General features: G+C 40.4%; 16 protein-coding genes and 3 pseudogenes. 12 read left to right on the top strand and 7 right to left on the bottom strand.

What is annotated here, in order from left to right:
* The 3 genes from FW758_RS07765 to FW758_RS07775 form a co-directional block, all read left to right on the top strand.
* The coding region (locus FW758_RS07765; RefSeq protein ID WP_446445082.1) for a transposase at positions 1–1,758 on the top strand (1,758 nt) is incomplete at its 5' end.
* On the top strand, positions 1,755–3,173 hold the full coding sequence (locus FW758_RS07770; protein WP_446445083.1) for an ATP-binding protein: 1,419 nt from the start codon (positions 1,755–1,757) through the stop codon (positions 3,171–3,173). The genes FW758_RS07765 and FW758_RS07770, both read left to right, overlap by 4 nt.
* A gap of 101 nt (positions 3,174–3,274) precedes the next feature.
* Positions 3,275–4,882, top strand: coding sequence for a TnsD family Tn7-like transposition protein (locus FW758_RS07775; RefSeq protein WP_446445084.1), 1,608 nt, complete (start codon positions 3,275–3,277; stop codon positions 4,880–4,882).
* On the opposite strand, the gene FW758_RS07780 is transcribed toward FW758_RS07775, so the two are convergent.
* From FW758_RS07780 to FW758_RS07795, 4 genes and pseudogenes are all read right to left on the bottom strand, one after another.
* Entirely contained in the window at positions 4,825–5,976 is a 1,152-nt protein-coding gene (locus FW758_RS07780; protein ID WP_446445085.1) for a hypothetical protein, read from the bottom strand. The genes FW758_RS07775 and FW758_RS07780 overlap by 58 nt on opposite strands.
* A gap of 283 nt (positions 5,977–6,259) precedes the next feature.
* A pseudogene (locus tag FW758_RS07785) lies at positions 6,260–6,400 on the bottom strand (IS5/IS1182 family transposase); the annotation flags it as partial.
* A 124-nt stretch (positions 6,401–6,524) separates the two neighbouring features.
* Positions 6,525–7,547 (bottom strand): annotated as a pseudogene (locus tag FW758_RS07790) (IS3 family transposase); the annotation flags it as partial.
* 75 nt (positions 7,548–7,622) lie between these two features.
* Positions 7,623–14,021, bottom strand: coding sequence for a dsDNA nuclease domain-containing protein (locus tag FW758_RS07795; RefSeq protein ID WP_446445086.1), 6,399 nt, complete (start codon positions 14,019–14,021; stop codon positions 7,623–7,625).
* Positions 14,022–14,263: 242 nt separating this feature from the next.
* On the opposite strand from FW758_RS07795, the gene FW758_RS07800 reads away from it, so the two are divergent.
* The 5 genes from FW758_RS07800 to FW758_RS07820 all read left to right on the top strand — a co-directional run bounded on the left by FW758_RS07800 (position 14,264) and on the right by FW758_RS07820 (position 18,468).
* Positions 14,264–14,956 carry an IS6 family transposase gene (locus FW758_RS07800; protein ID WP_446445087.1) on the top strand — a complete coding sequence of 231 codons (693 nt, stop codon included), beginning with the start codon at positions 14,264–14,266 and terminating at the stop codon, positions 14,954–14,956.
* Positions 14,957–15,099: 143 nt separating this feature from the next.
* Positions 15,100–15,447, top strand: a complete 348-nt coding sequence (locus FW758_RS07805; protein ID WP_446445088.1) for a hypothetical protein — start codon at positions 15,100–15,102, stop codon at positions 15,445–15,447.
* A 42-nt stretch (positions 15,448–15,489) separates the two neighbouring features.
* Positions 15,490–16,182, top strand: coding sequence for an IS6 family transposase (locus FW758_RS07810; protein ID WP_446445089.1), 693 nt, complete (start codon positions 15,490–15,492; stop codon positions 16,180–16,182).
* Between the two features lie 622 nt (positions 16,183–16,804).
* Positions 16,805–17,425 carry a hypothetical protein gene (locus FW758_RS07815; RefSeq protein WP_446445090.1) on the top strand — a complete coding sequence of 207 codons (621 nt, stop codon included), beginning with the start codon at positions 16,805–16,807 and terminating at the stop codon, positions 17,423–17,425.
* Between the two features lie 8 nt (positions 17,426–17,433).
* Entirely contained in the window at positions 17,434–18,468 is a 1,035-nt protein-coding gene (locus FW758_RS07820) for a Kiwa anti-phage protein KwaB-like domain-containing protein (protein WP_446445091.1), read from the top strand.
* 108 nt (positions 18,469–18,576) lie between these two features.
* Here the strand turns inward: FW758_RS07820 and ltrA are convergent, their stop codons facing one another.
* Entirely contained in the window at positions 18,577–19,923 is a 1,347-nt protein-coding gene (gene ltrA, locus FW758_RS07825) for a group II intron reverse transcriptase/maturase (RefSeq protein ID WP_446445092.1), read from the bottom strand.
* 878 nt (positions 19,924–20,801) lie between these two features.
* Here ltrA and FW758_RS07830 point away from each other — a divergent pair.
* Complete coding sequence (locus FW758_RS07830; protein WP_446445093.1) at positions 20,802–21,680, top strand: hypothetical protein; 879 nt, start codon at positions 20,802–20,804, stop codon at positions 21,678–21,680.
* An 87-nt stretch (positions 21,681–21,767) separates the two neighbouring features.
* Here FW758_RS07830 and FW758_RS07835 read toward each other — a convergent pair.
* A pseudogene (locus FW758_RS07835) lies at positions 21,768–22,517 on the bottom strand (reverse transcriptase domain-containing protein); the annotation flags it as partial.
* Positions 22,518–22,582: 65 nt separating this feature from the next.
* On the opposite strand from FW758_RS07835, the gene FW758_RS07840 reads away from it, so the two are divergent.
* Positions 22,583–22,732 carry a hypothetical protein gene (locus FW758_RS07840; protein WP_446445094.1) on the top strand — a complete coding sequence of 50 codons (150 nt, stop codon included), beginning with the start codon at positions 22,583–22,585 and terminating at the stop codon, positions 22,730–22,732.
* A gap of 560 nt (positions 22,733–23,292) precedes the next feature.
* On the opposite strand, the gene FW758_RS07845 is transcribed toward FW758_RS07840, so the two are convergent.
* A complete protein-coding gene (locus tag FW758_RS07845; protein ID WP_446445095.1) occupies positions 23,293–23,568 on the bottom strand; it encodes a hypothetical protein in 276 nt (91 codons plus the stop codon).
* A 208-nt stretch (positions 23,569–23,776) separates the two neighbouring features.
* Between FW758_RS07845 and FW758_RS07850 the strand changes: the two genes are divergently transcribed.
* Together FW758_RS07850 and FW758_RS07855 are read left to right on the top strand one after the other, a co-directional pair.
* Positions 23,777–24,877 carry a PIN domain-containing protein gene (locus FW758_RS07850; protein ID WP_259516112.1) on the top strand — a complete coding sequence of 367 codons (1,101 nt, stop codon included), beginning with the start codon at positions 23,777–23,779 and terminating at the stop codon, positions 24,875–24,877.
* A gap of 1 nt (position 24,878) precedes the next feature.
* On the top strand, positions 24,879–25,838 hold the full coding sequence (locus tag FW758_RS07855; RefSeq protein WP_446445096.1) for a bacteriophage abortive infection AbiH family protein: 960 nt from the start codon (positions 24,879–24,881) through the stop codon (positions 25,836–25,838).
* Positions 25,839–26,114 lie beyond the last annotated feature (276 nt).

The raw sequence follows: 26,114 nt of genomic DNA on the forward strand, positions 1-26,114 counted from the left end.
GATATCGATCGTAAAGCATTATCCCGACTTTTATCGCAATATTGGCGTTACGGTCAGGAGAAAATGGCTCTTCTTCCAGCATTTTCTAAAAGTGGCGGTTCGGGAAAGGATAGGATACCAACAGACAAGCCACTCGGCGCACCTAAACAACCAAGAACCGTGGCGGTAGAAAGAGCAGTTAAATACATAATCACTGATATCGACAAAAGTAAGTTTAAGAAAGCACTTAAAAAGTACTATCTAAATCAGACTCGTTTGACATTATCAAAAACCTATAACTATATGTTAATAGATAGTTATGCAGATGAGGTGCGCATTGCTAATGCGTGTGGTAAACCGCCTGCTGTACCAACGCTTAAACAGTTTAGATATTGGTCAAAGAAAAAATTTACCCAAGATGAGTTCATTAAGGGCAGGACAACAGAGAATGATCACCTCAGGAATAAAAGAGGTTTATTAGGGAGTGTCATTCAGGATAGCTATTTACCTGGAACTCACTTTGAGATCGATGCAACAGTCGCAGATGTTCATATTGTTTCTGAATTGGGGGCGCAGCATATATTAGGTAGACCAACAATCTACATTGTTATCGACAGAGCTAGCCGGATGATTGTTGGTATGCATGTATCACTCTTCCATGCTTCTTGGCGTGCAGCTAGACAAGCATTATCAAATAGTTTTTTACCTAAATCTCGCTACTGCAAAGAGTTTGGTGTGGATATCGATGATTCAGAATGGCCTTGCTCACATATCCCAAAGGAACTCGTTTGCGATAATGGTGAGATGATTGGCTTACAGCCTAAGACAGCACTCAATCCGATGACTAAGCTCTCGTTTACCCCCCCTTATAGACCGGACCGTAAAGGAGTGGTTGAGAAACGCTTTGATATTTTGAATAAAGAAGTTATTCATGAATTTTTGGGAACTACGAGGGGGGGGGATATTGTCAGAGGTAGTCGTGATCCAAGAAAGGATGCTATCTACACTTTAAAAGAAGTGACTACTGAAATAATAAAAACCATTCTAGAGCATAATAGGTCTATTTTTAACGACCTAGCTTTTTCCAGTCCATTACTAGTCGAACATGACTTATCACCAACACCTATCAATTATTGGAAAATTCATCTTGCCAAGCATAAACATGAGCTTCAAGCTGCACTTCCAGATGAAGTTATCGCTCGTTTACTTCCTCCAACAACAGTCAGTATGACACGCAGCGGTATACATTTTAATGGATTGTATTATTCGTGCTCAGAAGTTGAAGAGCGAAATCTAGCATCTGTTGCTCGGTCGTCAGGCCAATGGCGATTAGAAGCTCGAATCGACGAAAATACTACTAACCATATTTATGTAAAGTTAGATAAAAACCATGATTTTACACTTTGTCACTTATTGCCTCGTAGTCGAATGTTCAAAGATAAATCGATGTATGAGTCTGAATTTATACAAGACTGGCTAGACTCAAAAAAAGAGTTAACCCCTATAAGCGTAACATCGATTGATGATCACCAAAATCGTCAACAGATGGCTAAAAATGCTAAAGAACGAAGCAAGAACGCTGAAAAAATATCGTTTGCTGAAAAAACTAAAAATGTCCGCCAACGTCGCAAAGATGAATTAAAAGCAACGACGAATATGCTTGAACAACATACAGAAAGCCAAGAAACTCTTAATTCATTGTCATCAAATGAAATCGTCAGTAAAGTCGTTTCCCTGCCAATTGGAAGAAAAAGAAGAACAAAGGGAAATCCATCATGATAACGACTAAAGCAGTTTACCATGATGCAATACTGCCGGAACATCGAGGTAATCCTTTAATTGAAGCGCTCCCCCCAAAGAGCTCCTGGGAAACCGTTATGGACGTCTTCACCAATTTTCCTGATTATGCAGAAGATATTGCTGAGCATCCAAACCCTTTAGTAAGAGATGAGTACTTAAATAGAATTGAAGAACTTAGGCAGCCTTTGACAGACTATGAAGCCTGCTTTAGAGCGATAGAAAGAGCAATTAAAAAGGGATATTCAGCGAAAAACCCACTAAGTCCAACCACTGCACAGTATTTACATTATTTGGTTGATGAAAGGCCAGACATTGAGCCTAGAACAGGCTTCTTTCAACCCAAAGGAGAGGGGTTAACGTTAATTGGGGAAAGTGGTGTAGGCAAAACATCTATGCTTGAGCAAGTGCTTAGTTATTTTCCTAGCGTAATTGAGCATGAGTCATACAAAGACCGTCCTTTAGTTCTTAGAAAGCAAGTTGTTTGGATAAAAGTCGATTGTCCAAGTAATTCAAGCGTAAGAGATTTGTGTGAAGAAATTTTAGCTGCGTTAGATCTTTCATTGGATAGAGAAAAGACTAAACCAGCAGGAACGATTGGCGCCCTGGTTCGTCAGTTAGAACAGTGCATTAAATCTAGCTTTCTTGGGATGTTGGTTATAGACGAGATGCAAAACTTACAGTTTAAACGAACCGGTGGCGAAAATAATCTACTTAGATTTTTGCATCGGTTAGTGAATAAATTAGGGGTGCCACTTTTCTTTGTTGCTAACCCTCCATTTGATCTGACCTTAATTAAAGAGCTAAAAGCCGCTAGACGAGCTGAAAGCGCGTATCATCACACAATGTCAGTTCTTGCGAAGGAAAGTACCTCGTGGAATACATTCATTGCCCAGCTTTGGAACTACCAGTGGACTAATGTATACACAGAATTGACAGATGAGCTTAATGACTCCCTTCACCTACTATCTGTAGGTAATATTGATATGGCGAGCCGTACTTATCGAGAAGCGCAGCGTTTAGTTATAGGTAGTGCCGATGAGAGAATCACAGTATCAACCCTTGAAGCGGGAAATGCTATTGCATGTGGTTTATCACGACAAACCAATGAAGTTAAAGAGTTAATAAGTTCTATTGTGTTACCAACGGGAAAACAGCGTCGCTGTATGAAAGTTGATACGCAAAAAGTGCTAACCGTTGATAAGACAGGTGATATCACAAAACCACAGCATCCAGAGTTTTCCTCTAAACTGATTGAGTTACTGGGTGCAGTTGATTTACTCGATAGGATAAAAGATCCTGATATATTTCAACAGGCCGCAGGGCTAGATGATCCCATTAGATTTTTGAGGCAAAAAAAATTAATGCTTGATGATCCGTTAAATGACCTGTGTTAATAGCCTTTGAAAAGATTATTACAACCTTAAATACTGCAATTTACATAATTTCGTCTAAAATTTAGCCATTGAGCAACTAATCATATATTTAGGGGGGAAGAATGATACTTCCCCTAGCCTTTCCTAATGAAATCTTGTTTAGCCGTCTTGTCCGTCATTTCACCTTAACTGGCATGACTATCGAGAATTACCTCTCGACTGTATTCGATAATCACAAGGTAACTATTCACCCCTATTTGACTGCCGGACTTTCTCAACTCAGTAAATTTAGCCTGGAGTCGTCAGTTGAACTGATGAGTGATCAGACGCTTGCGCCCTTGTTTATTCATTTCTTGCCATCTTACCAATCAACTATTTCCACAGGGTTAGTGTCTAGTAATGCCGCTTATGCCATCAGGGCTTGTCAGTTAACAAGTGTCAAAGAAAAAGAGTCTTTATCTATAAAGTTTTGTCCCCAATGTGCAATAGAAAATATCCAAGAGTTTGGTACATCGTATTGGCATCGTTCTCATCAAATCCCTGGTATCGAGTCCTGCTATAAGCATCAAGTATGGCTAGTTCATCTTCCCCTAGTTGAAAGGTCAAAGCTGAGCCATGGTTTCTTACCTCAAGTGGAAAACCAAAAACAAAGCAGTTTACTTAGTTATGATCTGGCAAAATATACCGCGAGTTACCTTGAAGGTGTAAGCAAAAAAAATCAGAGCTTCAATGTGAAAGACATAATCACCAAGCTCGATAAATTAGGTTTTGTCACTAAAAATGGGCATTTTCGTAGGAAAAGATTAGTTGAAGATTTCTATCAATTTACTCAAGACCTAGCTTACCAGTCACAACATCTGTTACCTGAGTCATCAACAGACTTTAGATATGTTTCGTATTTGCTTTCAGGTAAGGTTTCTCAACATCCATTTAAATACCTCTTGTTGGGATTCTGGCTATCTAAGCATTTGCCTTGTGAAGAACATAATGATCCTTTGCCGAATGATTCCGATCCAGCAGAGCTACTTGAAAGCAAGTGCATTAAATTACTGCATCAAGGTGAATCGATGGCAAGTGTGGGGCGGCTTATTGGTAAAAGCCGTTGTTATGTTAAAGCTCTCGCATTAAGGCTTAATATCCCCGTTAGCCTTAAACCTAAACAGATAACAGGGGATGTGAAATCTAAGATTATGTTCCTAGCCAGAAAGGGCTTTCATCGAAACGCAATTGCAAAGCGAGTGGGTATATCTGTTGGAAGTGTTGAGCAGCAAATCTCTACATCACCTGAGTTAGTCCAATGGCGTAAACAATGCCGACATGAGTCTAAAAGACGAAGATATAAGCTTCAAATCACCAGATTTATCCAGCGTAAACCAAAGGCTATTCGACAACAGATTAAGTTTTCATGTAATGCGGCTTTTTTTTGGCTTTATGCGTATGAAAAACAATGGTTAGAAAAGCATCTTCCTACAGCTCACAGACCGGTTGCAAAGCCAAGAGTCGATTGGCATCAGCGAGACCAAATGTTAATACCTAAGATTTGCGCTATTATGGAAAAGCATCAAAATCAGTTATCAAGAACGCAACTTGATAAGCTGCTTGGAGGTCATGGTTGGTTAACTAAAAAAAAGCATAAACTTCCAAACTCGTTAATAAAGTATCAGAACCTATATCAAGATAAAAAAATAGCCTCGTACTCTAAACGAGTAAGAATGGAGTCAATAGCTTGAGCTTGGTAGTACGGAAGATCTTCACTTAACTTTTTCATATTTCTGTCACATATATTGTTTTTTGACTGGGAGAATTTAGTTATAGCCCATAGTCCAGCTGGTAAGTATATCAACTGACTAGCTGAGCATTCTTCAAAACTGATATTTTGAGTAATAGCACATTTGCCACAGATTAAGTCTTTGTTTTTTAAAAGCCAGCGGTCATCGCTTTGAACTTTCTCATCAATATACTTCACGTTAACAAGCTTCATCTTATTGATAAGACATTCCATTATCTCTTCATAGTTTTGTTCAATAGCTTCTTCTATAACCGAGTTTTGGTTAGATGTCATATACTCTCTGAACCGCCATTTAGACAGAACCTGCCTCCCCTGCGTGGTAAGAAACCCATAGTCTACTAGCTCTATATAATTGTTTGGATAATATTCCTTTGCTATCAGGTCGTTGATCAAAGCTGTTTTAGCACAAGGTGCAAATTTTAAGATTATTGGTGTAGGTTTTGGTCGGCCGACATTACGATCGTCATGTTCTGTAAGTTCACGAGAGTGGCTTGGCGTTTCTCCTTTAAGGACTTGTTTAACCGCCTTAACTACGCAGTTTAAAGGTAGTCCCCAGCCAAAGCCTTGCAATGGTTTGGAGTGGATTTCGCACCAAATATTTTCGTTCCAAGTTACTGTGAAAAATGCAAATCCATTTCTTTCAATTTGGCGGAATATACAGTTAATGCAATATTTCACGATCATCGGTTGACCTGCGTAGTGCTTTTCTTTTTCAGGACAAAAGACATCTCGAAATAAAAGTCGTCCATTAGACCCATTTTTATCACTAGGGATAAAATTTCTAAAATGGCTTCTGAGTACACCGTTTATGGGCTCACATGAATAACTCTCCTCAAATACTTTTAGAAGTTCATGCCTACTGAATCCTTCAAATTCCTTATAGGTAGAAAGAGGGATGCTTGGTTTGCTTCCCCACCCTCCGGAGGTCAAAACAGTTGAAAAATCAGAATGCCCTATCCTATTTAACACTCTGAAAATAAAGCTATGTAATGATTCTCCTAAAGCAGGGCCAAGTCCAGTACGGTTTCTTTTCATGAATCGAACCATTAATTACCTAGTGATAGTGCCATATACTGGAAGTACATCTTGTGGGTGTCAACGCCAGTTTAAAATTGACTCACCCACATAATTATTTTTTACCGTCAGTCAGCGTTTCTAACACTGTAGGGATAGCCTCTGCAACCTTCTTGCCTCTGTGTCGATAGCTCTCACTGCTGCTCAGCATGATATGCGAGTTATGGCGCTGCCTATCCAGTAACGCTGCCGTCTCGCCTTTGGCTGCGGTAAATTAACGAAAAGCATCACTGTCATAACCTTAATCTGCAATCACAGTGTTAACTTGTTTTAAGTGCTTAACTAGATTGGGAGCGTGAGTAATATCGTGTTTCTGGCCTTCTGAAAATTCGAAATAAATCGGCAATACTCTACTGTCGACTGCTAAGTAATTTTTGGTTTTATTAAGTACAGTTGACCAAAGGCATGGTGTTTGCCCCATAACAATCCCTCAAGACCCCAGATGAAGCGTTCTTCCTCTCAATTATTCGACATAGCGGCGTTTTTCAAGACAGTTGTCGCCTAAATTGTTAAGCCGCTTCTTTATGTTGCTCTGGATTTAACGCCACAGCGCCTATTGGCTGCCAGTTTCGCTCTTCTTTTGACCATCGCTCTGGATGTTCCTTTCTTTTTGTCTGATACAACGCTTTTCGCTTCGCCAGTATTCCAACATCCAGACCATCATGTCGCTGGTTTGGTGTCACAAACTTAATCCTGCTATGGCGATGTTCGTTGTTGTACCAATAAACAAATTCATTGACCCATTTACGCGCTTCATCTAATGATTTGAAACCTTCACTAGGCCAGCGTGGATGATACTTTACCGTTCTAAATAGCGATTCTGAGTACGGATTATCATTACTTACCCTTGGACGACTTCGTGAGGTCACAACACCTAAGTCGTACATCTTAGCTCGCATCGTCAGGCTCTTCATGGGCGCGCCATTATCTGAGTGCAACACAACGTCTTTCTTTAAGCATTTCTCTGACCAGACGGTACGCTCTAGTAATGCTGCAGCTTGCTCACCTGTTTCGTTGTAATGAACTTCCCAACCGACGATTTTTCGACTGTAAATATCTTCTATCATGTACAGATAATAGTGCTTTCCTATCACCGTTGTAGGCAGGTAACTAATATCCCAACTCCACACTTCGTTCGCTTTTTTAGCCGTATAACTGGTTGGCTTTTTATGGACATTTCTTGGCTTCGCTTTGCCTCGGTGATGCAGCATGTTTTCAGCATGCAAGACACGGTAAAAACTCGACTCAGAAGCGATATACTCACCTCTGTCGGCAAGTATAGGTACAATTTGGCTTGGCGGTAATGAGGCAAACTCTTCACTGTTACACACATCAATCACCGCCTGCCTTTCAGCTTGACTCAGTTTATTCCCAGGCGCAGGCCTTGTTGCGCTGGGCCTTTTATCAGCGCTAATGTCACCGCCTATTCGCCAACGCTGTAAGGTTCTACTTGATAATCCAATCACATCACAGGCCTTATCTTGTCTCGCACCTGATGCGACTGCAGTGCAGACCCACTGGGCATGATTCTGCAAAATACAAATCCATGAAAAATAAATGTTAATGTCAATTGAGACAAAAGCCTTAAACCTCTAGATGTGGCTACGCTAAAAAACCTTCACTAAAAGCGCAGTATCTCTCCAATCCATAGTACATTCAGGTTTATATTTGTCGATAGTTCTAGACAGCTTAACTCTGGCAAAAATTTCCAGCTTTAGTTCAGAAGCCAACCGCTTCAATGATTTAAGATCTACTTCTAATAAAAATCCTGTTGATTTTGGTTCATGCAACCTTCTCCCTTGAGCAAATTCATCTTGCCACTCTATTGCTCGACACAGCTCTGAACCATCGATCTCTGCTCCCAAATAATTACGCATACTTTGAGCATTAGGGAATACTCCTTTCCATGTTCCTGAAAGAGCAGCAAGCTCCCTTGTTTTCCGCCCTCTAAAACGGCGAGAGGTTGATGAAACTAGCGGCACAACCCCAGGTAAAGCACCTCCTTCACACCAAGGCAACTCAAAACGGTAAGCATTACGGTTACGAATCCTTGAATGTTCAAAGCCATAAGCGATCAAGTCTTGGGGAAGATTGTCCCCAGTTTCAAGACCAAACATTTCTATTTGCGCAATACAAACCCTTTGAGATTGACTACCGATCTCGTCACCAGCTCTGTGCTCCGTGTACTCAAACAGCCGAATAAATCCATCTTGGACATTTAGAGCTGCTTTGATAGTTTTCTCAGTATCAGAAAAATTAATGAAGTCTTCATCACTACAATCTTCACTTAACCAGTCAATTTCTTTAGGGCGAGATACTGGCTTTATTAAGCTGTCAGATGGATCTCTAACCCTCAAAATGTCTTCTTGATTATTAAGGCTGTCCATATCTATCTCATGAGAAGATATGAGTTTCATTATGGTTTTGTTTATCGAATCACGGCAAGACTCATCAAAAGTTGCAGCTATCTCTATTGTGTCAAAGTTATCATTAATATTGTGAGATCTATGAATTACAGCTTCATGATCCAACCCATCTTCGGCATCTAGATATATAGATTTTAGAACTTTAGTAGCTTGTGAATAAAACATGTCAGTAACTGAACAGCAATCTGACAATTCTTTCAACGACCATCTAAAATATGGCGTCCAGCGTAAATTGGAAAGAGACTCACCAATAACTTGAGGTGGTAAAAGAGAGATGACAGTAGGTACTTCTATTAATTTCAATGACTCATTTAGCCTTGGGTGTGCAGCACGGCCTCTAAACTCATCAGGGCTATAAGCTAACACTAAAGCTTTTCTCTGGTTGTAATGATTATCTAGTTCGACTTCATCTAGCAACCATGAGGCCCATTTATCTACTAGTTCAGGGTTTAATCGCCCAAGGGAATCAAAAATTGAAATAACATATTCACGTTGACCACACGTTAGGTTTGGCCAATGCGTATGTACAGACTCAATTAAATCAAACCTTACACTAAGTAAATTCACCAATGCCTCTACCGTCAAAAGCCGAATATCTACCTCTGGATACTTAAGCATTGCCAATAGATAACCAATAGCCTCTTCCTCAAAATTCAACTTTTCATCAACTAGCCAGCTTTCTTCTATAGGCTTTAACTTTAGGCCTTTAGCCAATCGCTTGTTATGTGATGTGCATACGTTGTATAGCTCAACCCCGTCAATTTTCATTGTTGAACTTAAAGCTTCAACCAAGCTACCTAATCTATAAATTAACGATGTAGGATACTTGCTGTATTGATAACGAAAGCTCTCAAGGATTAAGCGACTTCCTTTATCAACATTTAACTCGATTGCAAGTCTACAAACCTCTTTACCTAGCTCACCAGATTCAAAAAACTGGCTAGATATACAATCTCTAGCCTCTTCAAGTAATTCAAAAGCTAATAATGGTTTCGCGAGTTTATAGCGTTTAGCTAACTCAACTAAAGCCAGTGCAAGAGCATCAGATGTAAGCATATCACGAGAAAAATCTAACCATGGATCTAGCTGACTAAAAGTCGACTGATTAATCCAATCAGGAAGTTTACTCTCTAACTCTCGTTGAATAAAATAGTCTAACTTTAAAGGCCTATGTAGACCATCAATCCAATTGCTAACATTAAAAACTTCATCAAGAATGGAAGCGTCCCCACTTCTCAACTCTACATCAACCAATAATGCGAACTTATTTATCGCCTCCACAATCAACTCATCAAACTCTTCTCTCGAAGCTTTACTGTTACTAATGAATAACTGAAGGACCTTATTTTCAAAAGACTTAAAAAACAGCTCTGTTTCTTGTTCTAAATCAGTTGGTATTGACTCCAACGATGTAACTTTGAGTAAGGCGTTTAACCAATCATTCCTGTCTCTAGCTAATCGCCTTTCTATGTCCTTTTTACGTTCATTTAAATCAAGTATTTCCAAGCACGTTGTTAGGGCGACAAAATCCCCTGGAGTTAACTTGTCTAATTCAACTTTTATTTTTTCTTTTGAATCATCGAGCCTACTATGAATGTGTTGTTGAGAATTCGTTGATGCGTCAGTTACCCCAAAAATCTCTTCATCACATCTAGCAAGATCATTATCAGATTGAGCTTCATTTCTTAACTTGGCCCACTGACCAAGTAACTCTGGTAACTGTTTTTCAACTAAAAATAGCTGACGAGCAAATTGATAAGTTTCATCTGCTATCTTATATTCCGTTTGTTCTAGTAAACTAGAGTAAAACTCCAACATTGCTGGAGCAGTTTCATCGTTAAAATGGTTGTGGTTTCCCCAGCGGGACATCGTTTTTAAAACTGCTAACAGCAACCTTTTGTCCAACGTTGGATTAGTTACAAGTTTTGAGAGTGTCCCTCTAAGCCCGCGCTCACGAAATATCAATTGATCTTCTTCACGTAACCCTTTAAACACCAAAGCTGGGAACCATTGTGCAACTAGCTCTAATATCTCTTCTATCGCTATAGCCACTTGCTTAGCAGAACCTGTATCTTTTAGCTGATAAGCTAATTCTAGCTGTTCTTTTAAGCGCTCATAGCTTCCTAATGGATCTTGTTCATGGGCTAATACCAATGCTAGGAATATTTGATTGAACTGGTAGTCTTTTCGATGATGGACACCACAAGCAATATCAGGTATTTCGCTCCATATTCTTATAGCATCATCTTTAAAATCACATACTCCCCAAGCTCTAGCTGACTCAATTAGGCTAGAGGTTATTACCATTGTTTCTTCATCATCCCTAGCCTCTTTTTCAACAACCTCTAGCAGTCTTCTCTTAATTTTTTCTGCAGTATTTGCCTTATTATCCGCCAGCATCCTTGCTAACTGCCTAGTCGCGATATAAAAGCGGCTACAACTAAAACCATCCTCAACACTCAACCAGTGGCTTGCAAGCTCCAGTTGGCTATCACAATCCAAAAATTCTTTAGCATAATCCCAGAGATGCTGGTATAGCTCATGAGCATGATAGTTATATAGGTTGCTATGATATGAGTTAACCCTATCGAAACTACCAACGCTTATGGATAATTGGTCGCATAATGATTTTATTTCTATTAAATTAGCTGCCGAGCGAGGCTCGCCCACAGATTTCACCCACAACTCCGCCAGAGCAATCAACGCATGATTTATGTTCGCAATAGGACCTATTAATCCTGCACACTGTGAACGAAGTAAAGTAACATCATTGCCACAATTGAGTAGATACCCTTTAAATTTGAATAGTGCTTTAGCTAAGTCAGGGTTGAATTTATGTTCCTTATCTATCGCTTTGGGAATCGAAGGTACAGAAATAGCTTCCAACTTAGTAAAAGGAACGTGATACTGTGCTAATTGAAGCTGAGTCCAGAAAAAGAACTTCTTTGGAAGCTTTTCAAAATTAAATCCATTTAATGTAGATACCGCATCAGGTAGTGAACCAGCCTTAGCAAAAGCCACAGATAAAGCTGCTTTACATGGAAGGCTAAGATAATTGTCAGAATCTAAATGATTATCCAACATTATTAATTTATCTATTGAGCAATGCTGCGCAAGGTTTTCTAACACCTTTAACTGCAGGTTAAGGTTAACCCTTTCATTTTTTAATTTATCCGCTGTATCAACAAAATAGCCAGTATCCGATTCTGATTTCCAACATAATTGCCCAATCTCGTCCATTAACTCAATTGGCTCTTTAACCAAACTTAGAACACGAAAAATACTAACAGCCGCTTTATAACCATTGCCTTTTCTATCTGAAAAAACCTGCAAGATCATTGATACTGGTAATGAACGACCGATTAACGCTTCATAATCAACAGCAAAGCCAGCAAATTCAGCTGTCGAAACCAAGGCTCGTTCTCCATCCCATATTGCATTAAGAGCGACATTCGCCTCACCTATATCTAACAGTGCAGTGGCTATTTCAACAGATTTCAAATCTGTATTTTGCTCGATCAATCCCGCTTGTTGCTTCATTAAACCAATACGAATAAACGAAAGTAAATCTAAGCTTTCAACACTTGCAGACCATGCTAAATCAAGGTTATTTTGTATCTCCGATAGCGGTCTGTGACACTGCCAAGCGAAGTTTACCCAATCGTGATCACAAGCTTGAACCAAGTCGTTATAGCGCTTTAGTTCCAGCAGATGACGAAATCTGTGACGCCATGCCTCATCAGAAGTCGGATTATTCTCAAACCAACTTAGAATAGCTTCAGTAATCTCAGTATTTAACTCGACGGTGCGATTTAGTATGAACTCAGTGAGACTTGCATGATGTATAGAAAAACCTTTAGCTTCAGAAACCTTCAATACGTACCGGATGGAGCCTAACTGTTGTTTCACTTCACCCAGAGATAAAGAATGATTAATGTTAGCGAGCAAATTTTGTAGCATCTCCACTGTCGTATATTCTTCACGCACAGCCAGAATAGCTAATAGGTATTTTGTATTTATATCTAACGACCACTCTTGCCACATGTGTTCATGATAGTGATCGATTTCTTCTCCACGTAGCGTAGGCGCTTTCTCTAAATATTGTTGTCGCTCAACTTCAGACATCTCAAAGAGTGTCTTAGCCAAATACTCTAAATAGATTGGCACCCCCGCTGAAATCGTACAAATTTGACTCAATAGCTTATCGTTGTGAATCACTCCTCTAAGATCCATAAACTTAGAAACTTGCTCGCGGGTAAACCTTTTTACTTCTATGCGTCTGCAAGGTTGCTGTTTTAAATGAATATTGATACTAGGTGGTAGAGCACTCTCATCTCTAGTTGTAAGCAAAATTAAGACATTATCTGGTACTTGCCCATCCAAAACACTCGTTAAAGGCTTTGACAGCAATGACTGGCGAGATTTTCGATCTACATGATCAATACCATCAACAAGAAAAATGACCTTCTCATTGCTACTTGATAGCTCTTTTAACCATGAGTTCAGTAATTGAACTGAGGCATTTGAATACGGTTTAGAGAAGTTAAAGTCAGGAAATGCAGCTCTAAGTCCAGAACAGACAGACTGCACAAACGCGTCTTCCTGTAATCGATCATTCCCTAATGTTTTATCATCAGGAATAAAACAATAGTAACCAAACTTGATATTTGAATTTTCCTGTAGGTACTTGGTTAGTGTTGTTGATTTTCCAGCCCCTGGCTCGCCAATGACTACAACAAAACCCGAGCTTAGAGTCCCCAAGGACTCATCTAATGCGGCAAAAAGGTCAGGAGTGGGCACCCAAAGACCATTATCTACAGGAAACCGATGATTTAGCTTTTCAGCAAAGCGATCCTCTAAGCCTAACTCTCGCAATACAAGAGAAGCTGTCACCTGCTTGCTGTTAATTGACCACCTTACGCAACAATCTAATAAATTCCCAAATTGTTGTTGTTCGATTCCAAGTCGGTGAATCTTGGCTTTTACACGTTCGGTAACTGTATCAATGTCATCTTCCCCAAGTTTAAAACGTAAGGATTTCAAAAATGCAGAAAATACTTCATCATCTGTAATTCCCGAAGCTTCCTTCAGCTTTAAAAGAGTAGCACTGTATTTTTGATGGGAACTGACAGAATCTAACCTTATATCTGATAAATTTGATATGTATGGTTCATGAAATTCTGTAATGAATTGCTTTAAACTATACTCAAACCCTCGTTGAGGTTGTTTTTGGCTACCTTCTCTTCGAGTAGACAATAACTCAACAATTTTTTCACCTTGCTCAGCACAAATCTGCTGATATCCACGTGCTAACTTCTCCCATAAAGATCCTTTTCCCTCTTCAGCAGCAATTAGGTTAGCTAAAGTAAATGAACTTTCTTGTTCTTTAGACCACTTGACTTGAATAAAACGGGAGCCTTTCTCTGTATCTATTATGATGTCGTCAATATGTGGAGCTCTGCCAGGGTTCTCTAAAGTTACACTCGAAATATTAGAGTCGATCTCAATTAACTCTAGAATATATAACGCTGCCACAAGGTTCTGATAGTAAAAGCCAGACTGTGCTTCACTTCCTGCCATACAATTCCTCCACAAATTTGACCAAGCCAATATCCTCTCGCCCAAAAGATCGTAACAATATCTTTCGGCAGCCTTACTTTATCCGAATAACCACTTAATTAATATGACTTTTAATAAAAAACAATGTGGCAGAGAAGGGCGTTAAAAGTAAAAATTAGGTGGTTTTACGGTTCTGTCGCAAAGTTGACGAAATGAACTGAAGTGTTGATGATGCTCAGGCATTAATTTGGAGCATCCACGGCATGACACTTAACTTATCTGGGCGACATTATCCATCGGATATCATCATGCAGGCCCTTCGCTACTATCTGGCCTACAAACTCAGTTACCGTGAAATTGAAGAGATGTTCGCTGAGCGAAATATCCATTTTGACCACTCAACCCTGAACCGGTGGGTTATCAAATATGCGCCGCAACTAGAAGCCATATTTAGGAAGAAAAAGCGTCGAGTATCCGGCTCTTGGCGAATGGATGAAACCTACATAAAAGTGAAAGGCCGGTGGGTTTACTATTATCGAGCCGTGGATAAATTTGGTGCTGTGATTGATTTTTATTTGAGTGAAACCCGCGATGAACCAGCAGCACGGGAATTTTTCAATAAAGCCATCAACCAGCACGGCGTACCTGAAAAGGTGGTTATTGATAAAAGTGGTGCGAATGCTGCAGCATTGGATACTATCAATATTCGTCTTTGGTTGTCTGGGCATATGCTGTTTATGATTGAGGTGTTGGCCGTTAAATATTTGAATAATATTGTCGAGCAAAGTCACCGAAAAGTGAAAGGCAAAATGCATCAATGTTTGGGCTGGAAGTCTTGGGAAGGGGCTGAATCGACCTTGGCGGGTGTTGAGCTTTGGTCCATGATTAAGCAAGGGCAAATGAACACGACTGAAATGATGACGCCATGGGAACAATTTTATTCTTTGGCGGCCTGATTGTATCTGAGAGATCTTGCGCCCTCAAATTATAGCGGCGAGATCTCAGTTTGCGACAGAACCGATTGCATAACACCTGTTTAGGCAGAGGAAACGATTTATTAGACTTAAATAAGTTGCTAGGTGAAAGCTGAGGGGGCTAAATGCTAGAAGTTGATAGTAATGAACCAAGAACTGTTAGTGCTGGAATTAGAGATGCACTGAAAATATTGGAGAAATGGAGCTGCGATCCGCAGCAAGCTAAAACCTTGCTTAAGTTACCTGAGAACTTTAGTTATCTTGATTTTGAACAAGTAAGTTTTAGCCAGGAACAAGTTGAAAGAGTTAACTATATATTGAATATTCACGCTAGTTTACGTGAGTTATTCACTAACCTAGAAAATGTCTATGGGTTTATGAACATGGTTAACCATAATTCCCCCTTCAATGGCACGACGCCAGTCGATTTCATTTTTAATGGGTTCTGTCGCAAAGTTGACGAAATGAACTGAAGTGTTGATGATGCTCAGGCATTAATTTGGAGCATCCACGGCATGACACTTAACTTATCTGGGCGACATTATCCATCGGATATCATCATGCAGGCCCTTCGCTACTATCTGGCCTACAAACTCAGTTACCGTGAAATTGAAGAGATGTTCGCTGAGCGAAATATCCATTTTGACCACTCAACCCTGAACCGGTGGGTTATCAAATATGCGCCGCAACTAGAAGCCATATTTAGGAAGAAAAAGCGTCGAGTATCCGGCTCTTGGCGAATGGATGAAACCTACATAAAAGTGAAAGGCCGGTGGGTTTACTATTATCGAGCCGTGGATAAATTTGGTGCTGTGATTGATTTTTATTTGAGTGAAACCCGCGATGAACCAGCAGCACGGGAATTTTTCAATAAAGCCATCAACCAGCACGGCGTACCTGAAAAGGTGGTTATTGATAAAAGTGGTGCGAATGCTGCAGCATTGGATACTATCAATATTCGTCTTTGGTTGTCTGGGCGTATGCTGTTTATGATTGAGGTGTTGGCCGTTAAATATTTGAATAATATTGTCGAGCAAAGTCACCGAAAAGTGAAAGGCAAAATGCATCAATGTTTGGGCTGGAAGTCTTGGGAAGGGGCTGAATCGACCTTGGCGGGTGTTGAGCTTTGGTCCATGATTAAGCAAGGGCAAATGAACACGACTGAAATGATGACGCCATGGGAACAATTTTATTCTTTGGCGGCCTGATTGTATCTGAGAGATCTTGCGCCCTCAAATTATAGCGGCGAGATCTCAGTTTGCGACAGAACCCAGCTACCCTCGACAGCCACTAAGCGAGTACTGGCGCCAGTAGAGGTTGATTGTCAGTGGCTGTGTCCGCAATGTCAGCAAGGGTATTTGCAGTTCAACGGTATTATCGAACCGCAGTTGCTGACGATGATCCAAAGGCACCACTCGCAGCGGCGATTGTCAGGATAACCGCAAAGGTAGCGACATGGCTTGAGTGGTTGTAGCATGGATTAATGTGAAGCCTTATTGGCTCAATGCTGATGAGGGGATGCGGTATGTGTGCAAAACCATGTTGAGCGGTAAACCCGATAATTGTGGGTGATGGGACAGGCTAAAGTGAGTGCCATAAGGTGATAAAGTTAACACGATATCAAGTGATTACCTGCCAACTAGTATAAAAAATGACTACCCCGGAAAAGCAAATTCCTATAGCATAAAGCATACCAATTTACGTTGGGCGTGGCAGCGGCCAAGTCCAACACGCGATTTATGCCTTGCAAACGGCACAAGGCATAAATACTAAGACGTTACACGTATGTCATATTTCGCATAGTTTCATATTTTTAGAATAGGGATATTAATGATTAAACATAAACCAAAGGAGACGGCACCGGCATTGTGGTTAGAAGCAATTGTTTTTATGTCGTCATATTATCCTTTGTTCCTGATCTTATTTATTAGAGATGTTGATGAATCTACCGTTGGAATACAATTCGGACTAGATTCATGGTCGGTAAATGTTAGCTTTTGGGCATTAACATTACTAACATTATCATCTTTTTCTACATTAATTATCGGACCGTTGATGAGGAAACTCCTAACTCATCAAGAAGGCGGGCATGCAATAAAAGTTGAAGGTGCAGATCAGGTTCGGGGTGATATGTTGAATTATACCCTTCCCTTTTTAATTGGCTTATTTGCATTCGATTATAATAGTTGGCAGTCAATTTCATCGCTATTGATATTTCTCATGTTCATATTTTCATTTGTACATAAAGAGCAAATTTCTTTGCTAAATCCTATGTTTTTACTTATGGGAATTAGATTGTACAACATTAAATATAAAGAAGTTGGCAGAGAAAATTACAGTCAAAAAATCGTACTATGTTGGGGTAAGTTAGAAAAATCCGACATAAAAATAGAATTAAAAGAAACTGTAGGAATTCACTTTGTGTTTCCTGAGCTTAAACCAAAGGATTAATAATAAATATGCCAAGTACACAGACACAGCAGGTAGCTTTAGTTGAAGCTCAAATACAACTTGATCAAGCATCCCTTAACCACAAGTTACAAGCATTAAAAAATCTTGGGTTGGATGATGCTGTAGTTAATTTATATGTCACTAAAATTAGTACTTCAAATAAAGAAAAGCGCTTTGTGGAAGTGAAAAGATTAAATGTACACAGTGATGACAAGCCCTTATTTAAAAATTATGTTACTGAGTGTATTGATGGAAATGAGCATATCTGTGAATTGAAGTCTATTAATACAACTCAAGATAATCGATTCTTTTATGTAGAGAAATCAGCTACAGATTTTTCTCAAATGGAAGCTTTAGTAACGACAGGGCAAATAGACTTTGTAACAGAAAAATCTGAGCTTAATAGTTTTAACTCCTACGTAATACAACTTACATTTGGTGAGCCAGAACAAAGTATCTTTGCATTTAGGTATATAAGTGGAGCATGGTCAGCAAATAAAACATCAGGTAAGTTTTTTGGTTTTAATACTTTTAATAATGAACTGATTGTTAAGATTAAAGAAGATCCTCGCTTTCAAATAACTCCATACATTGATTTCTTACAATACGGTGATGACATTTTCATCGCTGATATTAAACAATTTGAAACAGCAATGAACTTTCACGAACGGTTGAAAGAGAAAAAAGTTGAAGCGATTACCGCATTATGCGCTAGCTCTGCGATGTTAGAAGTAGCTAAAGAGCCGCTAACAAGAGTTATAGGTAATGATAAATATTTAATGCGCCAATTGGCATCCGTACATGAAAAAGGACATTTCGCAGATGATATTTGGTTAGCTAAGTTAAAAATAAAGTCGGAAGCCGCTGGGAATTGGAAAATTAAATTTGATGACTCAGGTAAAATAATAATTGATGAAACAAAAGATTATGTGAAAGAAGTTTTAACCCTTTTACAAAATAAACGAGTCATAACTGTTGTTGATGAGAAGATGTTTGACGTTGATGGAGAATTTATTACTCCTGATTTTGCAACAACACCGTAATCTAAAGCTTAAAATACGTGTAATCGGGTAGCCGGAGGTATCTAACCTCCAGCCCCCACACCACCCTGCATGTGGCTCCGCACAGGGCGGTTCATTTAGAACCCCTAACTAAACTTTCTGGTTAGGATAATGAACTGCGATCCATCCATCTCTTAGTGAATATAATCCTGCTTTCTTCAGATACTCATTACTCAGCGCTTGCTGTATTCCTGGTGTCTTCGAACTACGCCAAGGGCCTTTACTTGTGATACCACAAGCAACAGCGGCTTGGATCCTGACGCCACGTTTTAGTAAGTTTTGTACCTTAGTCCGTGGTTTTCGCCACTGACGCCAATAGCACATACGAATACGACGTCGGATCCAATGGTCTAAATCGACACACCCTTGATATGCGTTAGCGATGCCAAAGTAATTGATCCAGCCTTGCATGTATTGACGCACTTTAAACAATTGATATCCCATACTCACGCCCCAATTTCGGTTCGTCAGCCGTCTCATCTTTTGTTTGAAAATGTGTAATGTTTTAGCATGCCACTGGATCTTTCCTCGGTTAAATGTGAAACCTAGGAACTTACTTTGACCTACCTTAACCACTTGGCTTTTCTGTTCATTAACAACCAGTTTTAGTTTAGTGGCAAGGTATTGAGTAATGCTCTTGAGTACCCGTTCTCCCGCTCGAATAGACTTTACCAAAATGATAAAATCGTCCGCGTAGCGGGCGAATTTATGCCCTCGGCTTTCCAGCTCTTTATCCAGACTATCCAACATAATGTTAGAGAGTAATGGCGAGAGAGGACCGCCTTGAGGCACGCCTTCAAAGCTTGCTTCAAATTGGCTATTGACCATCACACCAGCTCGAAGGTATTTACCAATAAGCGCCAACAGACGCTTATCTTGCACCTTGCTCCTGAGTTGAGTCATCAAGAGATCATGATTAACTCGGTCAAAGAACTTAGACAGATCAACGTCGACGGCAAATTTGCGTTTCTGTTTGATGATATCCCTTACTTGCAGTACCGCTTGTTTGGCATTTCTGTTCGGCCTAAAGCCAAAGCTGTTAGTCGAGAAGAATGGATCAAACAGTGGCGTGAGTATTTGAGCAATGGCTTGCTGTATCACACGGTCAATGACGTTAGGGATCCCCAATTTGCGTTTACCGCCATCGGGTTTGTCGATCTCCACGCGCCTGACCGCTGAGGGTTGGTATTCACTTAGCTCTAATTGAGATTTACACTGTTGCCAGCCGCCTTGTTGCATCCAGTGCGGGAAGGCTTCGATGGTCATGCCATCGATGCCAGCCGCGCCTTTATTGGCTTTAACTTGACGCCAAGCTCGGTGTAGATTTTCAGGTTCGAGCAGTTGTTGGAATAAATCGCTGTTGAAGGCCGGTTGCATATCAATACGCTGCCGATAGTAATCGTCTGGCGACGTAGTGGGTATCGACAAGTTTGACAAGACTCCTCCTTCTTCTAAATGTTCAGGCCTTCACCATGTCCCAACCATTACGATGGGCATTGGGCTACTCGGCAACTGCTCCTGCGTTGCTCTACCTCCTGCATCCATGCAGTCGTATGCCGTCTGCTGACTTCTGCTTAATCACATGCCAAGTTACCCCGTCATGCGCTATCGGTTTTCATCTGGTTCGCTCTTTTCAGTCGATGAAGTTGAAAAGCCAAGGCACTTGTAAACCAGAGCCTCACTGGTTAATGACCGATCGCGTGTTAAACAGATCTCCCCAGATAAGAGCATGAACTTTCTTTGCACTGCTGCATCATTTACGGTGGCCATTAGATCACGTGGTTTCGTCGTCTTGTCCCCTTACTTCGTGGGGGAGGCCCTGCTAACTCACCTCTAGCCTACGCCTCATATGATGTTCTTGTTCATCAGCTCGCAAATTTGCTAGCGGCTTCCTCCAGACCAAACCTTGCGATTAAGCCCTTGCCATTCGCTAGTAGTTAACGTTTAATAACAGTATGTTATTTAAACGGTGACCTTCCTATAGAGGACTTTCACCTCATTAGTTCATGCCCATGCTGGGCGTACACAAAGCGTTTAAGACGGATTCCCAACGCATGGCGTTTTCGGCTTACTTCATTTTAAGTGTTTATGTCACAATGGTTTAGGTAGGGTGGTAGCGTTGCTCACCACTTAACGCGGCGTTGAGGCTGTAGAATTACTCATTTGGTCAAATTTTTAGCTGATTTTAGGGGGCTCAAATGCATTGCTTAGTGCGAGATAATCGCTTAGAAAGCGATACAGGAGGCCTAAAAAATGGCTAAATTTCTAAAAATAGAAATTCTACAGGCTCGTTATCTTAAGGGAGGTAAGTATTTATGCATGGCGTTTGTAAACTGTGCAAAAAAGAAGCTGAGCTTGAATTAAGCCATTTCATTCCCAAGTTCATTGGTAAATGGCTAAAGAAAACAGCGATTACCGGATATCTGAGAGAAGGGAATCAGGTTAGTAAACGACGTCAAGATCTTGCCAAAGAACACTGGCTATGCGGTTCGTGCGAAGATTTGTTTTCTACATGGGAGCGTTCATTTTCTCTGAAAATATTCTACCCATATATCGAAGATTCTAGTTTGACGACCTCTTATGGTAATTGGTTAGCTAAGTTTTCAGCTTCATTGTCTTGGCGTACTTTAACGTATGTTCGGAGCAAAAATAGCGAGAAAACCCACTCTCAAGAGTATTTAGATATGCTAGCAGCTGCGGAAAAGGGGCTCTCTGATTTTCTACTGGGGAAAGCCTCTAATCTCTATGAATTTGAACAGCATATTTATCCTCTCGATGTTATAGCATCGACTTCATTTGATAACCTACCAACCAACATAAACAGATACTTCCTTCGTGCGACTGCCATGGATATTGTGGGTAACTCGCAAGGCACTTATATTTACACGAAGCTTCCGTCATTTATCGTTCTTGGTGTTGTTAAGTGTAAACAATCAAGAGAAATGAGATCTAGTCGGGTTGCCATTAGTGGTGGGACTATGTCCCCTCGAGGATATGTATTTCCTGATGGCTTTGACAGCTATATCATGGATGCAGCAAACAAGTTATCTGAACTATACGAACAAATTCCTGCAGATCAGTTGGCTAAAATTGAAAAGTATGTGATTGATAATCCGGATAAGGTACTTGAGTCTAAGCTCTTTGAAGCTATAGTTCACGATTATGATAGGTTTGGTCGAAAATCATTAAGATAATCGGGTAGCCGGAGGTATCTAACCTCCAGCCCCCACACCACCCTGCATGCGGCTCCGCACAGGGCGGTTCATTTAGAACGACCTAACCTAGACTTTCTGGTTAGGATAATGAACTGCGATCCATCCATCTCTTAGTGAATATAATCCTGCTTTCTTCAGATACTCATTACTCAGCGCTTGCTGTATTCCTGGTGTCTTCGAACTACGCCAAGGGCCTTTACTTGTGATACCACAAGCAACAGCGGCTTGGATCTTGACGCCACGTTTAAGTAAGTTTTGTACCTTGGTCCGTGGTTTCCGCCATTGACGCCAGTAGCACATACGAACACGACGTCGGATCCAGTGGTCTAAATCGACACACCCTTGATAAGCATTAGCGATGCCAAAGTAATTGATCCAGCCTTGCATGTATTGACGCATTTTAAACAGCTGATAACTCATGCTCACGCCCCAATTTCGGTTTGTTAGTCGTCTCATCTTTTGTTTGAAAAGGTGTAATGTTTTAGCATGCCACTGGATCTTTCCTCGGTTAAATGTAAACCCAAGAAACTTGCTTTGAGCAACCTTAACCACTTGGCTTTTCTGTTCATTAACGACCAGTTTTAACTTAGTGGCAAGGTATTGAGTAATGCTCTTGAGTACTCGTTCGCCTGCGCGTTGAGACTTTACCAAAATGTTAAAATCGTCCGCGTAGCGGGCGAATTTGTGCCCTCGGCTTTCCAGCTCTTTATCCAGACTGTCCAACATAATGTTAGAGAGTAATGGCGAGAGTGGGCCGCCTTGGGGCACGCCTTCAAGGCTAGCTTCAAATTGGTCGTTGACCATCACAAAGCGAAGAAAACGGCGCGCTAGTAGGTATGTTATTCAGTAATCATGAGTCATCTATAGAAGTCCACTCTTTTATGGACGTAGAAGATAATGGTGAACAATTTAAAGAGAGTATTTATAGAATCATCGAGCTAGGATTGGCTCATTCTGCTAAAGATTTGATTCAGTTCATAGAGGATTTAGGCAAACCAAATCAGTCGGATTCGCTACATTTTGAGCGTTGACCCATAGAAATCTTAATCCGAAAACAACTGATTAGAGTAAAAGTCCTAACGCACTTTTGTCCAAAAAATGGTCACATATCTACTTTAAAACAAACAGGCTACACCGATGTTAAACAGGTGGGTCTGGTGATTAGCGATTCGACCGGGGCGGTCGAGCATTCAGGGAGGGACTTGCTGCGTGTCGGAGAGTGAACCCATGGCAAGCCTGCGTTAGTGGATATCAGCAAAGAATATGCGTGGTCAGTGTAAACTATGCTAATGCCATTACTCATCTTAAGTACATTAAATATAACGTATTTTTTGTCAATAAGTGAGTTTGAAACCGATCAAACGTTATTTTGCTAGTACACTTACGGGCAAACTTTATTGTCTCATTTTGCTCTTACGGGCAAACACTATTGTCACTGCACATTTAGTCTCTAACTTGCAAGAGTAATGAGTTTAAAACCCTGACTGTTTGAACTCATCAAAGCCAATCTTCTAGCTAAATCAGCAAGACGGCTGAATCGTATATTGCGTTATATGTATTGCCACTGCTTCCCCAGTGACACGCCGCCCTTTTATTTCACAAGAAGTAGCCCTATAGGCTCGACAGCGGCATCTGCTGTATATGGCTCTTGATTACAAGAATCGAATGTTGCGATCACTGTTGCAACAGTGGCAATCTTAACGACCACTGAACTGTTCATCTGGCTAAAAGATATTACCCCAAAACTAGATAAGTTTGTCGTCAGGTGTACAGGATGAATTGTCATTGTTTCCCCTGTGACACGCCATAAACTCATCCCTGAGGGCTCGACGGCGGCATCCATGCCGCCAACGGTCACAGTTGCCACAATGCCAATCTTTACGACCATTGAACTGTTTATCTGGCTAAAAGCTTTTGCCCCAAAATCATTTGTAGTTATTTCTCATCACACCTCGCTAACTCATTACTTGCCCGAATTTTTGTAATGAATCAATATGCCATTAGTTGGTTAACCACTCGATTATTTTATCAATTTATTTGATGACAATTTACACCATGTGTTCAAGGTATTGATTATGGAATTACAGACAAGGCTAGTGTTTATCGATACAAACGCTTTTGAAAATAAAAACTATCAATTTGGACAACACGCTCTTGGTCGTCTTCAAGAACTAATTGAAGATGAGAAAATCCACTTGCTCATTACTGATGTGACAAGGAAAGAGATCGACGCCCATCTCAAACGCAAATCTGAAGAAGCAGCTTCTATGATAAAGAAGATGCAAAAAGATGCGATGTTCCTAAGAAACACCCCCGACCTTGATTGTCATGGTATCTTCACCAAGGTTAAAGGTGATGATATTTATGCTGTTATCAGTCAAAAATTTGATGATTTCGTCGAAAACGGCTACGTGGAAACTATTGATGTAAGTACTGTTAATCCTCAAGTTGTATTTGATGCTTACTTCAACAACCTCCCTCCCTTTGGCAAAGAATCAAAAAAGCACGAGTTTCCTGATGCATTTGTGCTAGAAGCTATTAAACAGGTGAGCTTGGCTAGAGGACATTCAGCCTACATCGTTAGTGACGATGGAGATATGAAATCATTCTGTGAACAAGAAGATAACTTCATTCATCTTGAAAACATCGATGACCTAATTGACTTGATTGTTCGAAGCGACAAAGCGTACGAAGAACCCGCCAAATTTGCTGATGAAATATTCGATCAACTCCTAGAACAAATTAAAGCGGATGCCCTGCAAGCTCTCGAAGGTGGTGAGTTCAACTATGAAAACGCAGATCCTTTCGATGAGATTATCAATTCTATAGAAATCAACTCGGTGAATGTTGAGAAGAAAAAATTACAGAATGTCGATGCCGAGAGGGCTGAGTACGAAGTAGAGTTTGAGGTGGTTGTTACGGCTGATTACCGATTCTCAGATTACGACCGTTCACCTTGGGATCCAGAAGACAAGCAATATGTATTAGTCTTGAGTAATGAGTCAACAGTAAAACACAAAGAAACATACACTGCCCACTTAACACTTGCCTATACAGATGGATTAAAAGCTAACGCATACATTGAAGAGTTTTACTTCCAAGATACGTATTTCGAGCTGACTGATGACGACTCCGAAGTCATTAGCTTCAAAGAACTAGATATCAACGGTGAGTAACATGAAACTATATATAATTGGTAATGGTTTTGATGTTCATCATAGCCTTGACACTAGGTACACATCTTTCGGGCTTTATCTCAAAAGCAACTACAGGGAAACATACGAGCTACTGATCGAACATTACGGTTTCAGTGACCTAAATCCAAACTACTCGACATCAATGTCAGACCCTTTATGGTCTGAATTTGAAACGAGTATGTCACTGCTTGATAAAGATTCAGTTTTGGAAGCAAACATGGATGCAATGCCAAACTATTCTTCAGATGACTTTAGAGACAGAGACCGATACACACTTGAAATTGAGATGGAGCGAATACTTGGGCTTCTAACCACTGATCTGTATAAAGCATTCAAAGAGTTCATTTTGGCTGTACAGTTTCCTCAGTTTGATCACAGCCGATCAGTAAACATTGATAGAGACGCTGTTTACCTCACATTCAACTACACAGATACGCTTTCTCAATACTACGCAATCCCCGATGAGAACGTGCTATTCATTCACGGGAAAGCCGATGAACATGTTGATGAGTTAATTCTCGGTCATGGTGTTGATCCTGAAAATTTCAAAGAAAGACCTGTCGAACCTCCATCAGGATTGAGTGATGAAGATTTAGAACGATGGATGGAATATCAATCTGATCAATATGACTACTCATTCGAGCGTGGCAAGGATGCTATCAATCAGTATTTCTCAGCAACTTTCAAGGGAACAGAGCAGATCATAAAAAACAACGAAGACTTCTTTGCAAAGCTCGGCAATATTGATGAAGTATATGTTCTCGGCCACTCATTAGCTGACGTAGATTTACCCTACTTCCAGAAGTTGGAGCAATCAGTCAGACCTGATGCTAAATGGGTTGCGACATTTTATGACCCTGATGATGAGGAAGTGCACTGTGACACTCTAACAGGACTTGGAATAGCCAACGTTGCAGTTGTCAGAATGGAACAGATCTAAGCAAAAAACTGAAATATCATTAGCAATTGCGGTTGATTCTAACATTGCTTTTTATAAATTTTTCTTATGCGAAGCATTCAATTTTGAACATCAGCTCTAACTCGGAATTGTCCAAAAACGAGTCACATATCTTCTTTAAAACAAACAGGCTACACCGATGTTAAACAGGAGAGCCATGGCGATTAGTGAGACGACCGTCCGCCCCATGGACGGGGCGGTCGAGCATCCACGGATGGACTTGCTGCGCGTCGTCGAGCAAATACCATGGCTTGCCTA

The organism is Shewanella sp. 1180_01 (genome assembly GCF_052850535.1).

What these genes read in the sequence shown, in the direction of transcription:
- FW758_RS07770 (WP_446445083.1), top strand. Translation starts at nt 1,755, where the DNA reads ATGATAACGACTAAAGCAGTTTACCATGATGCAATACTGCCGGAACAT.
- FW758_RS07775 (WP_446445084.1), top strand. Translation starts at nt 3,275, where the DNA reads ATGATACTTCCCCTAGCCTTTCCTAATGAAATCTTGTTTAGCCGTCTT.
- FW758_RS07780 (WP_446445085.1), bottom strand. Translation starts at nt 5,976, where the DNA reads ATGAAAAGAAACCGTACTGGACTTGGCCCTGCTTTAGGAGAATCATTA.
- FW758_RS07795 (WP_446445086.1), bottom strand. Translation starts at nt 14,021, where the DNA reads ATGGCAGGAAGTGAAGCACAGTCTGGCTTTTACTATCAGAACCTTGTG.
- FW758_RS07800 (WP_446445087.1), top strand. Translation starts at nt 14,264, where the DNA reads ATGACACTTAACTTATCTGGGCGACATTATCCATCGGATATCATCATG.
- FW758_RS07805 (WP_446445088.1), top strand. Translation starts at nt 15,100, where the DNA reads ATGCTAGAAGTTGATAGTAATGAACCAAGAACTGTTAGTGCTGGAATT.
- FW758_RS07810 (WP_446445089.1), top strand. Translation starts at nt 15,490, where the DNA reads ATGACACTTAACTTATCTGGGCGACATTATCCATCGGATATCATCATG.
- FW758_RS07815 (WP_446445090.1), top strand. Translation starts at nt 16,805, where the DNA reads ATGATTAAACATAAACCAAAGGAGACGGCACCGGCATTGTGGTTAGAA.
- FW758_RS07820 (WP_446445091.1), top strand. Translation starts at nt 17,434, where the DNA reads ATGCCAAGTACACAGACACAGCAGGTAGCTTTAGTTGAAGCTCAAATA.
- FW758_RS07830 (WP_446445093.1), top strand. Translation starts at nt 20,802, where the DNA reads ATGCATGGCGTTTGTAAACTGTGCAAAAAAGAAGCTGAGCTTGAATTA.
- FW758_RS07840 (WP_446445094.1), top strand. Translation starts at nt 22,583, where the DNA reads ATGGACGTAGAAGATAATGGTGAACAATTTAAAGAGAGTATTTATAGA.
- FW758_RS07850 (WP_259516112.1), top strand. Translation starts at nt 23,777, where the DNA reads ATGGAATTACAGACAAGGCTAGTGTTTATCGATACAAACGCTTTTGAA.
- FW758_RS07855 (WP_446445096.1), top strand. Translation starts at nt 24,879, where the DNA reads ATGAAACTATATATAATTGGTAATGGTTTTGATGTTCATCATAGCCTT.